The organism is Kitasatospora sp. NPDC048194, assembly GCF_043202455.1.
Lineage (GTDB): Bacteria > Actinomycetota > Actinomycetes > Streptomycetales > Streptomycetaceae > Kitasatospora.
On record NZ_JBIDAK010000003.1, the window covers coordinates 184290 to 196831 of the forward strand.

A 12542-nucleotide genomic window follows, 5' to 3' on the forward strand; every position below is an offset into this window, starting at 1 on the left:
GGCGCGTAGTTGTGCCGAACACCTGCACGTCAGGCTCGTAGCGGTGTGTAATGGGCGCTTAGCGCTCGGAAACATTCAGCCCTGCCGGGGAACCGCTCGACCAGTACCGGCATTCGGACAGCGACCGCTGTCCACATGAGACGCCCTGGGGGATCAAGTGCCGCGACCACTCAAGCCTCTGGACCCCACCCGATCCGCGGCCCACTGGTTCGGCGCGGAGCTTCAGTACTGGCGGAAGCTCAGGGGGCTGAGCCAGGACAGGCTCGGGCAGTTGGTCCACCTGAGTGGGGACCTGATCAGCAAGATCGAGCGGGCGGAGCGGCCCTGCAAGCTTCACCACGCCCAGGCGTTAGACGCGGTCTTGGACACCGGCGGAGTGCTCGCGCGAAGCGTCGTGCTGGCCGCGGCTGAATTGGACAACCGCTCAGAGGTAATGGACAAACGGCGCAACGGGGCCGTCAAGCCTCCCCGAAGGGAGCTGCTCGGGGGCACGCTGGAAATGCCACCGCCAGCCTCCGAGTGGAATGAGTCCGACCCCGTGGAACGACGCAACTTCCTTGCCGTGACGAGTGCAGCTCTCGCCGCCGGCCCTCTGGCCCAGCTCCTGACCTCCACCCCGGCCACCGCGGTACCCGCAATGGTCCGGCCCGCCGACGTCGAGCAGATCCGCACCGCAGCGACCACACTGCGCAGCTGGGACAACCTCTACGGCGGCGCCGGCGTCGTCCGTGACACGGCGCTCGCCCAACTGCGCTGGGCAGCCGGTCTCCTGAAGAGTCGCTGCCCCGCGCCGTTGCGGGCTGAACTGTTCGGAGCCGTCAGCCGCTTGGCGACCGTGGTCGGCGCCTCGGCTTTCGACGCCTTCGCCCACGAAGACGCCCGCCGACTTTTCGCCTTCGCCACCTCGTGCGCCGAGGAAGTGGACAACTGGCCGCTACGCGCCATCTCCTACAACCTCCGCTCCCGCCAGGCCATCTGGTGTGGGGACCCCGACGCCGGGCTCACCTTCGCCGAGCTCGGCCTGGCACGCGCCGACCGGCTCTCCCCCGCGGAGCAGTCCATGCTCCACAACGCTCGCGCTCGGGCCCTGGCGAAGATGGGTCGAGCTCAGCAGACCCTGGCCGCGATCGGCGCGTCCGACGACTCGTTCACGTCGATCGCCCCGGCCGCTGAAGGGCCGTGGATGGCGTATTACGACGGCGCCCAGCACCACGGCGACACCGGCCACGCCCTCTTCGACCTCGCCCTCGCCGGCCATCCGCCGCAGGAAGCCCTTCGGCGACTCCAGGCAGCGGTCGACGGCCACGGCGACGGATTCGCCAGATCCCGTGCGTTCTCCCGAACCAAGCTCGCCACGCTCCAGATGGCTGCCGGTGACCCTGAGCAGGCGTTGGCCGAGGGCCGGACCGCGCTCGCCGAGGTCAGCGACCTCCGCTCGCTGCGTGCCAACCACGAGCTGGCTGAACTCGGCCGGGTCGCCCATCGCCACCGCAACCTTGGCGACGTCCGGGACCTGCGGGAACAGATCGCCGATACGGTGGCAGCGTGAGCAACATCGAGGACTCCCACTCCCTACTGCTCAAGGCGTGCGCGACAGTGGGCCTGTCCGCAGCGGGAGCCGAACCGATCCGGATCGGGGAGAACGCGCTGTGGCGATTGCCGCTGGGGATCGTGGCTCGCATCAGCCGCCCCGGCCAGTCGGCTGCTGCCGGACGCGAACTGGCGGTCGCACGCTGGCTGCGCGACTGCGGGGTTCCTGCAGTTCGCCCGCTCGAGCACCTGCGGGAGCCAGTGGATGTCGACAACAACCCCGTGACCTTCTGGCACGAGCTGCCCCAGCACCGCCCAGGAACCGCTGCCGACATCGCGCCGCTCCTGCGGCGGGTCCACAAGCTTTCCGTTCCTGACTTCCCGTTGGGCCAGCTCGACCCGTTCGTTCGGCTGGCCACCAGGATCGACGGGGCCGCCACCCTCGACGACACGCAGCGACAGTGGCTGCGGGACCGCTTGGCAGAGCTCCAGACAGCGTGGCTGAGCCTCCCGCCCGGCCTGCCAGCGAGCGTCATTCACGGCGATGCATGGGGCGGCAACGTGGCGGTCACACCGATCACCACCTACCTGCTCGACTTCGAACGAACCTCCCTCGGGCCTCCCGAGTGGGACCTGACCGCTACCGCCGTCGGCTTCGCCACCTTCGGCACCGTTTCGGACAGCGAGTACACCGCCTTCTGCGAGGCGTACGGTGCCGACGTGATGACCTGGGCCGGCTACCCGGTGCTGCGGAGCATCCGCGAGCTCCGGGTCACCTGCTTCGCTCTCCAGCACGCGGCAGCCGATCCGGCTCGACACCGGGCGGAAGCCCACTACCGCCTCTCCTGCCTGCAAGGGCAGAACGGTCCACGCCCGTGGGGTTGGACAGCTGTCAGCTGAGATGTCGATGAGAGAGACGAACCCGACCGCGATGACTGCACCCGTGATCCGCAGTAATGTCCCCGGATCCTTCGCTTGGGGTGTCTTCCACGACCGTCACCCCAAGCTCATCCAGCAGGTCCTCGACGCGCTGCCGTACGGGCCGAGCGAGCGAGCCGCGATCGAGGAGCTCCTCGCCGAGAGCACCGAGGGTGTACTACAGCCACTCAGCACCAGTGCCCACGACCACCAGCAGTGGCTGGAGTGGGGTGAGGGTCTGTTCGGACGGCCGTGGGGCGAGGCGCCGTTCCTGTGGGCCGAGAGCTACTTCTACCGCAGGCTGCTCGAAGCCACCGGCTACTTCCGGCCCGGGGCCTGGCAGGGCATCGACCCGTTCGCGCCGTTCAAGGACGCCGAACTCGCCGGCCCGGCCGTCGACGCCGAGTTGGCGGCCCTGGGCGACCTGCGCTCGGACTTCACCGACAAGCGAGCCGCCGCGCTTCTCTCCTCGGCGCTCTGGGGCAACCGCGCCGACCTGAGCTTCCAGATCACGGCGGAGGCCGGAGCGTCGGTCGCGTCCGACCTGGTGGCTGACGACAGCGAGTCGCTCTGGGCCGAGCTGGAGCGTGCCGAAGGCGGGCGTGTCTGCATCATTGCGGACAACGCGGGCCGGGAGCTCCTGCCGGACCTGGTGCTGGTCGACCACCTCCTCGCTTCCGGTCTGGCGGCGCAGGTCGTCGTGTACGTGAAGCCGCAGCCGTACTACGTGTCGGACGCGACGATGGCCGATGTCCTCGCCACCGTCGAGCGTCTGCGCACCGCGACCACGGCGGCTGCCGGGACGATCGGCGAACGGCTGTGGCGAGCGATGAACAGCGGCGCGCTCGTGGTCCGCACGCACCCGTTCTTCTGCGCACCACTGCCGTTCCATGACATGCCGGCCGACCTCCGGGCCGAGTTCACCGGCGCGGCGATGACGATCCTCAAGGGTGACCTCAACTACCGGCGGCTGGTGGGCGATCAGCTGTGGCCGCCGACCACTGCGTTCACCGAGGTGGCCAGCCACTTCCCCTCAGCCGTCACGGCGCTGCGGACGCTGAAGTCGGACGTGATCGTCGGCGTCGACGCTGCCGTCGTCGCTCAGCTCGACAGTGCCGGGACGCCGTGGCGTACCAACGGCCGCCACGCCGTGATCCAGGTCGACCTCCGCCGGTAGTCGAGCGCCGTCCGCCCACCCCGCTGTCCTCGCTCGTCTGGGCGTGACACGGCAAGCGTCGGAGGTGAACAGCGGCGGGTGCGGCGTGGACCTCAGTCCAGGTTCCAGGTCGTTCCGGCGAGGAGGCCGTCGAAGGCGAGAGCTCTCATGGCGGTGTCGAAGTCGTCCCACTCGTACTCGGGTTCGACGTAGTGCCGGTCGAAGTCGGCCCGGGTGAGGTCGGGCTCGCGCCATTCGTGGGCGCAGCGGCAGCGGACGAAGATCTGGTCGCGGACGGCGAGGAGGAGCCAGTCGCGGCGGGCGCCGCAGCCGGTGCAGGTGATGGTGATGCCGCGGGGGTTGAGCTCGGCGGGATGCGGGACGGCGCGGATGACGGCACGCGCGGGTTCGGGGGCGGGGTTGTAGAAGTCGTGGTCGTAGTCGGTCATGCGGTCCCTTCGGGTCGGCAGCGGGGCAGCACGGGACCATACGACGTGCACTGCCGGAATGGATCCCTCCCAGCGAGAAGGACATCGAATCGACACCGTCACCTTGCTGCAGGGTAGTTGTGGCGCTCCGGCCGCCGGGTTTCCTCGGGAAATCCCGGCGGTCTGCTTCGTTGGCTGGGCCCTGCCTTCGGCTGCGGCTGACGGGTGATGTCCGTGCAGGGCGGGATTGGTAGGTGGGGGCTGGTGGGCGGGTGCGGAGGCTCCGTACCCGCCCACCTGGGTTGGTCAGCGTGTTCGGCGCACCTGGTCGGGTGCGGCCGGCGCCGGCGGTGTGATGACCGCGGTGGCCGGTGTGCCGGGGGTGCGGGCGGTGGTGCGGGCGCGGGCTGCCCTGGTGCGCAGTTCGTCGGGGGTTGCGGCCGGTGCGGGGGCGGGGAGGCCCGCGTCGCGGCGGATGCGCCAGGTGAGGACGGCGGCGGGTGAGTCGGCGGTGGCGAGTTCGCGGCGTCCGGCGGCGTTGGTGAGCAGGGTGGTCGGGTTGTGGCCGGCGGCTTCGGCTTGGGCGAGGGTGGCGGCGAGGGCTGCCCAGTTCTCTTCGGCGAGGAGCCGGGTGGCCTGGTCGGCGGGCAGGGTGCGGCGGACGGCGTCGGCCTGCCGGTCGTGGTCGGGCTTCGGGAGGAGTCGGCCTTCGAGGGTGAGGTGGGCGATCGGTTTGGCCGCGTGCCGGGTGTAGACGGCGCGCAGGTGACCGGCCGCCGCGCGGGCGGCGTCGGCCTGGTGCCGGTGGCCTTGGGCGGCGTGCCACTTGGCGATCACGACGGCGAGCAGGACGAGGCTGGTCAGGGCCGTGGCGGCGGCCGTGCTGTCCTCGCCCCGGCCGGTGGAGGGCCCGGCGTGGAGGAGTTCGCGGGCGGCGGAGCGCATCGCGCGCAGGTCGGCGCCGGCTGCGCGGGTGTGGGCGGTGCGGGTGTACTCCAGGGCCCGTGCGGCCTGGTGGAGTTCCTTCCTGCTGAGGGGCGGGCTGGTGGCGGCGAGCGTGTCGAGGACTTCGAGGCTGCCCCGGATGACCGCCTCCGCGCGAGCGGCGTCCTGGTCGTCGTCGAAGGCCGGGTAGGCGCGTTCGATGGTGGTGCTGGCCCGGTGGCGGCCGTCAGCGGGCCAGGTGCGGGCGTCGGGCGTGGGGAAGGCGGGTTCGTCAACGCCGAGGGCGAAGCGTGCCTGGATCTTCGGCTGGGTGAGGTCGGAGGCGAGCTTGCTGCCGGAGAACCAGATCGGCCCGCTCTCGCCGCCGGTGGGGAGGGCGAACTTGTAGCCGGTCACGTCGCCGGAGGGCGCACGGCGCACGGCGAGGAGCACGCCCTTCGCGGCGAGCCGGGCGGTGAACTCCTCCTCGTCTGCGGCCCCGGCCAGGGCCTGGCGTACGGCAGTGCGCAGGCGGTCGCGGTCGGTGCCTTCCCGGCCGAGGCGCTGGGCCTTGCGCAGTTCGGAGCCCTTGGCGCGCTTGGGGATGGCATCCCGGTATTCGCGGGTGCGGGTGTCGGACAGGTCGACGAGCTTGTACTCGCGTTCGATCTTGGTGAGTTCGGCTTCGACGCTGTACTGGTCGCCGCGCAGGCGGGCCTGGGTGAGGTCGGCCCGCACGACGGTGGCGAGGATGTGGATGTGGTTGTCGGCGTGGCGCACAGCGACCCACCGGCAGGCTTCCTCGTCGCCGTCCGGGGCGATGCCGGCGGCGGCAATGACACGGCGTGCGATGGCGGCCCAGTCCTCGTCGCCGAGGATGCGGTCGTCCGGGTCGGCGCGGATCATGCGGTGGTAGACGTGCTTGTTGATCTTCCTTCCGTACTGGACGACGTGGAGGTCGAGGGCGTCCCGGAGTTGTTCGAGGGTGGCGGAAGGGTGCCGTCCGGGGTCGGGGACGAAGCCGTCCCAGGAGGCGACGAGGTGAGGGTCGGTGTGCTCGTTCGCCTTGCCGGGACCGAACAGGTAGCGGAGCGCGCCGAGGGTGTCGTTGCCGCGGACGGCCTTGCTGATCAACGGCGCTTCGCCTTCGCCAGCCCCGACGCGGCGGAGTCGACTCGGTCGAGGAGCCGCAGTCCCGCCTCGAAGGCACGGTGGACGGCGGTCGCGGCGTCCTGGACCGCAGCAGGCTGGAGGTCGATGCCGGAGTTGTAGTCGCGGCCGAGCTGGTTGAGGTTGCTCATCGCGCCGGCGTGCTGGCGGCGGGTCGCCCTGAGTTCGTCGACCGCCGCATCCAGGCTCGCGTCCCGTCCGCCGAGGCCGAAGCTATCCTCGGAGAAAACCTTGCGCGCGAGGTAGTGCGCGACGGACAGTTTCGCGGCCTTCGCCCGGTTCTCGATATCTGCCTTCTCTTCGGGGGTGACACGAAGGGAGACCTTCGTGTGCTTCGGGTTCTCGTCGTCACGGCGGCGACGCTTGGGCTTAGGGCGCTCGTCGGCACGATCGGTGCGGGCGATCGATGCGGCGGGCGGCAGCTCGTCGTCGGCGGCGGACGCGACGACGAGGTTGGTGGGCTTCTCCTGGAGTGCCGCGCCCTCGCGGTGCTCCTGTGGTGTTGCCGCGCGCGCCCTCGCGCTCGGCAACACCACCCCGCCCACGCCCTCCTGGGCGCGGGCGTCCGCGTCCGGGCCCCGATAAGGGGGCCGGACGCACTCGCTTGCTCCGCTGTTGTCGTGGAGGTGGTCAACTCCGTTGCGGTCCTGGGAGCTTACTGGCTTCCCGAGCAGGCTGTGCAGGGTTCGTCGGACGGTGTTCACGCGTGTCGTTCCTCGGTGGCGGCTGGCGATTCGGGCTGGTGGGTGTGTGGGTGGGCAGTGTCCGGGTGGTTGCCGGTTTGGCCATGCCGGAATTCGCAGGTATGGGCGACGTGTCAGGCTCGGCCTTCCCAGGACCGAACGCCACACGGGACTGGTGTCCGCGGCGGGGTCGAGTCCGGCCGGGTGCAGTGACCGGGCGGGTGGTGGCCTTCTGCCGAGTGCGGCGGTGGGTCGGCAGAAGTCGGTGTCCGGCTGACCGACCGGGCCGGTCAGCCGGACACCAGGGCCGGTCAGTCGGCCTCGGGGTGCGGAGGGTTCTGTTCGTCGGCTTGCTCCTCGCGGAGCTTTCGCATCAGCTCGGTGAGGCGGGTACTGCCGAGCGGAAGGCCGGCGTCGCGCACGGCCTGCTCGACGATCGCGCGGGTGAGACGGCCCTCGGCGGCGACCGCCGCGCGGCCCACCTCCAGCAGCCGCTCCATCGGCGCGCCCGGCGGACGCCCGATCGGCTTGTTCCCCGCCCCGGCGGCGCCTTCGGCCTGGGTGTCCGGTTCATCGACCGATTGGTCGTCGACCTCTGCCGGTTCGGAGTCGGGCAGCGCGTCGCGCCACTCGGCGGGCAGAAGTCCGGCGGCGGACATGAGCGTCAGGAGCGCGTTCTCGTCGCTGCGGTCCTTCGCTCGTTCCGGCCGGAGCTCCGGTTCAGGGTCGGCGGTCACCGGGTCGGCAGAAGTCTCGGTGCGTGGAACGGCGTTCTGCTCGACGGGATCGGTCGGGGTGTCGTGCCCGTGGCGGGCGATGAGGATGTAGAGGTGGACGGCGCCGCCGAGGGCGAGCGGGGCGAGGGTGGACAGGATGCCGACGACGGTGTCGGTGAGCTTCAGCCCGCTGCCGGTGGTGGGCAGTTCGTTGAGGCGGACGGCGTGCAGGGCGTTGGCCCAGACGCTGGTGGCGGTCGCTCCGGCGAAGAGCGTCCAGGCATAGGCGCGGGCGGGCCATCGGGCCTCGCGCAGGACGAGCAGGGCTCGGACGCCGTAGGCGATGAAGCCGTCGACGATGATCGGGAAAAGGTAGGTGAGCGGGCCGCGCACGTGGGTCGCAGCGGCCATCTGCCGCAGGGCGTCGTAGGACAGGACGAAGCCGAGGACGCCGAGCAGGGCGACGGCGAGCCGGTCCCAGATCGTGGCCCGGGCGGACGGGGTGCGGGCAGGGGGTATCGCGATGGTGGTCAAGGGTGGTGCTCCAGGGGTGGCCTCGCCGTGGGCGGGCGTGGCGAGGCAGAGGTGGGGTGAGGTGTGGGGAGGCTGGCGTCCGACCGCGGCCATTCAGCAGCTGAATGGCGCGGCGCTCCAGGCGCTGAACTGCTCCGGCGTTCAGCCGCTGAGCGCCTCAGGCGGCGGTTCGCCTGCGGCGGTCGGTGCCGGTGAGGATGGCGCGTTCGCACATCTCGGCGAGGCGAGAGGCGGTGCGGTCGCCGAGAGCGTTCTTGACCTCGCCGGGCGCCAGGTTGGTGGTGAAGATCGTCGGGAGCAGGTGCTCGTACCGGTGGTCGACCAGCCGCAGGGTCAGCTCCTCGGTCCACTCGGACGCCTTGGCGGCGCCGAGGTCGTCGAGGACCAGCAGCGGGCAGGCCATCAGGTCGCGCATTTCCCGTTCGAGGTCCGCGCCCTGGCGGGGCCGCTGGGAGGCGTACAGCTCAGTGGCGGTGAGCTTGTTCCAGCGCAGGCGCACCCCGGCCTTGAGCAGGCTGCGGATTGCCCCGTACGCCTGGTGGGTCTTGCCCGAGCCGGTGGGTCCGGCGATCAGGAGCGAGGGCCCCTGGGCGATGCCCGGGGTGCCGCCGGGGCCGGGTCGGCAGGCCAGGGTGACCTGCTGGACCCAGGTGGTGACCTCCGGGTGGTCGGCTTCGGCGAGGCGGTAGCGCGGCGGGATGCGCTGGTCGGCGAGCGGTGCACCGCAAGGGCGCGACGCCGTACGCAGGCCCTCGGTGTTGATAGCACCGGGGGCCTTCGGCCTTTTCGGGGCGGCAGGTAGCAAGCCGAGCCGCGATGCGGTTCGGCTTGACAAGCCTTTCACCATGCATCATCATGGCACCCCGGCGGCCGTTATGCAAGTCGCCTCGGAAATGGATGCGAGGTGAATCGAGTGCCTAGGCAGGACAAGTCAGCGGAGGGCTCCTCCGACGAGCCGGTGAAGGAGGAGCCGGGAGGCAGTGCGACGGGCGAGACCGCTGTCGCCGGCTTGAGCGAGGAGAACGCCGCCGAACGAGTCCGGTTGGAGCGCGAGCGACGCGGCTGGAGCACCGGCGAGTTGGCCAAGCGCATGACCGAGGCCGGCTATCCGATCAACCAGTCCTCGGTCTGGCGCATCGAGAGCGGCGAGCCGCGGAGGCGGATCAACCTCAACGAGGCGATCGGCTTCGCCAAGGTCTTCGACCTGTCCCTGGAGGACTTCCTCGGCCCGTCGACCTCGCCCGAAGAGAAGATCATGCAGGAGCTCGCCGAGCACGTGGTCCAGGGCTACCGCCTGGCCGCGCAGGGCGCCGAGTTCACGACCAAGGCCCTGGCCGCCGCCGAGAAGTACTGCCAGGACTTTCCCCACAACCGCAAGCGGCTGCGCGGCAAGATCGCGATCGGCCTGTCCTTCGAGTACCGCAGATACGCGCCGACTCCGCTCGTCCAGGAGTTCCTCAAGGGCGGCAAGATGCCATCCGAGCCGGTCCACACGGACGAGTGACCTGGCTGGGGCCGTCGCCCGAGACACTGTCGGCCGTTTACGAGGCCCGCTCAAGATCTTTATTGGAAAACGGCCGGGACCACTCCTACCGTGCTCACAAGCCCGACCAGCCATTTGGCGCGGCCGGGATCCAGAGCTAACGTCACACCCCACGCGGCCACCAACCGCGCAACGCCCATCCACGACGATCGACCACGGTGCAGGGTTGCAGCCCGCCAGCCACCGAGGAGGGACCCGCATGCTGCCCCAGCAACACGCAGTTGCAGCCCGCGGATCCTGCCAAGCCACCACCGCGCGGTTCGTCTCGGGCTCCGCCGCGACCGCCCCCAGCACCTCCCCCAGACCCATCTGACGGGTCTGTCCCCAGCTGCCCGTCCGCACCCCGCAGGCCACCTGCGCTGGACGCCGACGCAGCTTCTCCGCCGTGCCGCCGCGACAGATCGCGCCCAGCCCGGCTCCCGCGATCTCGATGCTGACGTCCGATCGCCGCCTTCTCGTTCCCCGTCGGGAGCCACTCTCTCGCCAACCGCCCATCCGCGACGTCGTTATGCGGTAGCCCGGGTTGCAGCCCGCCGGCCACCGCAAGAGGAGCCGCATGCCCCAGCTGTCCCTCAGCACTGCCCAGCCGGACGCCCGCTCTGCAGTCATCCACCTGAAGGCCCTTCAGGCCACAGCGGCCACTCGGCCTGTACCGACCAGCACCAGCCTCCTTCGCTCCAGCCATGTGATCGACGGATCGCTCGCAACGCTCCATAACCGGAAGTCCGACGGTGACAAGGGCACCCGCAAGCGGGTTGACCCCTCGGTAGCTCCGGACGTCTGCGCGCCCAACGACGCAGTCGTGGGCCGCTTCCACACCGGCCGCCGGACCGACAACCGCCCTGAGTCGCTGCCCAACTGGCGGGTCTCCAGCACCACCCCGGAGACTGCTGCGGCAGTCTCCCAACTCCTCGGCGGCACACAGGCCGACGAGTGGGCCCAGGGAGTAGTGACCGGTTCGCCTGCGGTTCGCATTGTCCTCGACGGCGCGGACTCCGTCGCGACCGAGATGCGGTTGTGGGGACCGAAGGGGCTCGTCCACCACTGCGACGGTGCCCTGTTCCTGTCGCCGACCGAGGTGCGGGGGGCTCCATGCGGCTGCCCAAGCTCCTCCGAGGAGCGGGCCGCGCTGGCCAAGATGCTCAAGGCCCCCCAGCCCGAGACCACCGTGACCTTCCGCCTAGCGGGGCACTACGGCCTCGGACGGTTCGAGTTCAGTTCGCCCTCCCGGATACTCGCCGACGAAACCTCCGAGATCCGTGCCCAGCTCGCCGGCATCGTGGGCGAAGCGCTCTGCGAACTCGCGCTCGAACTCGTCACGGTCACGGTAGCCGGTGGCGTCGAAGTCTCCTTCCGGAAACCGACGTTGAAGGTCATCGGGCCGTGGAGCTAAGGCTGGACTGACAAGCTCCCACCGAGGCTGGCTCGCCTGTCTGCCAATTCGCACCCCACGTCGAGCGCCGTCCGACACCCTGCCGACACCGCCCGCAGAACGCCCAGGTGCCGGACGGCGCCTTCTTCCGCCGGGCGGTAACCCGTGGGGGCCATGGCCGGGAGCGGTCGGACGACCTCGCCTGCGACGAGGGCCTGAACCCCGAGGCGGGCCTCCGGGACTGCTACCTCGGCGGGCTGGCGAGGGCACCCAGCCGCTGAAGCCGCGCCCCCTCGATTGGTCCCACTACTTCCACTCCACACCCGTCACCGACAGCTTCGTCGCTCCGTACGCCTCCGAGGAGAGCACCGTTGCGGGACCGCCCCCTTGCGGCACTTCCACGACGGCTGGCACTGACCACACCTCCTCGATGCTGGACCACTTGCGGCCCCGTCCCAGCAGCGCGTCGGTGTCGCCGTCGGGCTCGATCCAGTTGGCCGGCGTCCGGCCCCGGTCCAGGTAGGTGCCCTCCAGTGTGCAGGTGACGAGGGAGCCGCCGTCCTTCAGCCGGAACGTCGGCAGCGCGTTTGTCAGCGAACGGAACGAGAGGCTGCGATCGAGCACCTTCTGGTCCCATCCGTTGAAGTAGTCCACCAGGCTGTTGGTGAAGTCGCCTCGTTCGAAGTCGGCGCTCTCCGGCTTCCCGGCCGGCACGGTGAAGCTCAGGTACTGGGCATAGCGCCCACACACACCGGTGTCCGTCTCCGCTGTCGGCGACAGCTCCACGCCTCCCGACGCTCCGCGGGCCAGGGCCGGCATTGCCTTCGGCCGCAGGGAGAGTTGGCCTGGCGCCGGTGTCGCGGAGGGGGCGTCGGTCGGAGCCGTCGTCGGCGGTGCCTCGGTCACCACCCAGGTGGCCACGACCGCCTTCCACTCCCCGCCCGCCTGGTCGCGCGTGAAGAAGGTCAGGGTGGAACTGCGGTCCGTTTCCCGTCCCTCCGTCTTGTTCAGGACGGCGAAGCTCTGCGGCTCTCCGGAGCCGGTCTGCGGGATCAGGTACACCGGGCGGACAGGCCGGATCGGCTCGTTCTTGGTTCCGTTGGCCTGGTGCAGCTGTGCCTCGGCCCGGTTCTCCTTGAGCAGCTGCCCGTCCTCCACCCGGGCGAGCGCCTCGGTATCGCCCTTCTCGGTGGCCGCCTGCCTCTCCCGGACGTACCGCTCGAAGACCTGCTGAGCCTGCGCTTCGGTGAACGACCTTGTCGCACTGGCCGTTGCGCTGCCCGAGGCGCCGGAGGCGGAAGACACCGGAGCCGCCCCGGACCCGCTCCCGGAAGAACAGCCGGCCACGCCCATCGTGAGGAGAGCGGCGGCCCCCAGTGCGCTCCAGCCCCGTGCCCGCTTCCGTGTGATCACTGCGGCTCCCCCTCTGGTCCATCAATCCGATCGGAGGGATCGTATTGGGTCCGGCTGGGGCCCCGGCCCTGACACCGGCTCCCTGGGTAGCAGTGGGGCGAATCGACCCGCTCTTGTCGCGCAGGTCCCGGACATCGTTGTCCGGGACCTGCTTC

General features: G+C 70.5%; 11 protein-coding genes. 5 read left to right on the forward strand and 6 right to left on the reverse strand.

Going from position 1 to position 12542, the window contains the following annotated elements; all coding sequences use genetic code 11:
• Positions 1 to 157 precede the first annotated feature (157 nt).
• From ACGF07_RS05850 to ACGF07_RS05860, 3 genes are read left to right on the forward strand one after another with little or no spacing between them, the layout of a single operon-like run.
• Entirely contained in the window at positions 158 to 1549 is a 1392-nt protein-coding gene (locus ACGF07_RS05850) for a helix-turn-helix domain-containing protein (protein ID WP_392895792.1), read from the forward strand.
• Entirely contained in the window at positions 1546 to 2430 is an 885-nt protein-coding gene (locus tag ACGF07_RS05855; protein ID WP_392895794.1) for a phosphotransferase family protein, read from the forward strand. The genes ACGF07_RS05850 and ACGF07_RS05855 overlap by 4 nt, the downstream gene beginning before the upstream one ends.
• Positions 2431 to 2461: 31 nt before the next feature.
• Entirely contained in the window at positions 2462 to 3625 is a 1164-nt protein-coding gene (locus ACGF07_RS05860) for a damage-control phosphatase ARMT1 family protein (protein ID WP_392895796.1), read from the forward strand.
• A 92-nt stretch (positions 3626 to 3717) separates the two neighbouring features.
• Here the strand turns inward: ACGF07_RS05860 and ACGF07_RS05865 are convergent, their stop codons facing one another.
• The 5 genes from ACGF07_RS05865 to ACGF07_RS05885 form a co-directional block, all read right to left on the reverse strand.
• Positions 3718 to 4053 (reverse strand): hypothetical protein, encoded by a 336-nt coding sequence (locus tag ACGF07_RS05865; RefSeq protein ID WP_392895798.1) that lies wholly within the window; start codon positions 4051 to 4053, stop codon positions 3718 to 3720.
• A 285-nt stretch (positions 4054 to 4338) separates the two neighbouring features.
• Positions 4339 to 6090, reverse strand: coding sequence for a relaxase/mobilization nuclease domain-containing protein (locus ACGF07_RS05870; protein WP_392895800.1), 1752 nt, complete (start codon positions 6088 to 6090; stop codon positions 4339 to 4341).
• A complete protein-coding gene (locus tag ACGF07_RS05875) occupies positions 6087 to 6830 on the reverse strand; it encodes a plasmid mobilization protein (RefSeq protein WP_392895802.1) in 744 nt (247 codons plus the stop codon). The genes ACGF07_RS05870 and ACGF07_RS05875 overlap by 4 nt, the downstream gene beginning before the upstream one ends.
• Positions 6831 to 7120: 290 nt before the next feature.
• Positions 7121 to 8059: a DUF2637 domain-containing protein gene (locus ACGF07_RS05880; RefSeq protein WP_392895804.1), complete on the reverse strand. Its 939-nt coding sequence runs from the start codon at positions 8057 to 8059 to the stop codon at positions 7121 to 7123.
• A gap of 157 nt (positions 8060 to 8216) precedes the next feature.
• A complete protein-coding gene (locus tag ACGF07_RS05885; RefSeq protein WP_392895806.1) occupies positions 8217 to 8894 on the reverse strand; it encodes an ATP-binding protein in 678 nt (225 codons plus the stop codon).
• A 174-nt stretch (positions 8895 to 9068) separates the two neighbouring features.
• On the opposite strand from ACGF07_RS05885, the gene ACGF07_RS05890 reads away from it, so the two are divergent.
• Positions 9069 to 9563, forward strand: a complete 495-nt coding sequence (locus tag ACGF07_RS05890) for a transcriptional regulator (RefSeq protein ID WP_392896069.1) — start codon at positions 9069 to 9071, stop codon at positions 9561 to 9563.
• Positions 9564 to 10158: 595 nt separating this feature from the next.
• Entirely contained in the window at positions 10159 to 10995 is an 837-nt protein-coding gene (locus ACGF07_RS05895) for a hypothetical protein (protein ID WP_392895808.1), read from the forward strand.
• 285 nt (positions 10996 to 11280) lie between these two features.
• On the opposite strand, the gene ACGF07_RS05900 is transcribed toward ACGF07_RS05895, so the two are convergent.
• Positions 11281 to 12327, reverse strand: coding sequence for a hypothetical protein (locus ACGF07_RS05900; RefSeq protein WP_392895810.1), 1047 nt, complete (start codon positions 12325 to 12327; stop codon positions 11281 to 11283).
• Positions 12328 to 12542 lie beyond the last annotated feature (215 nt).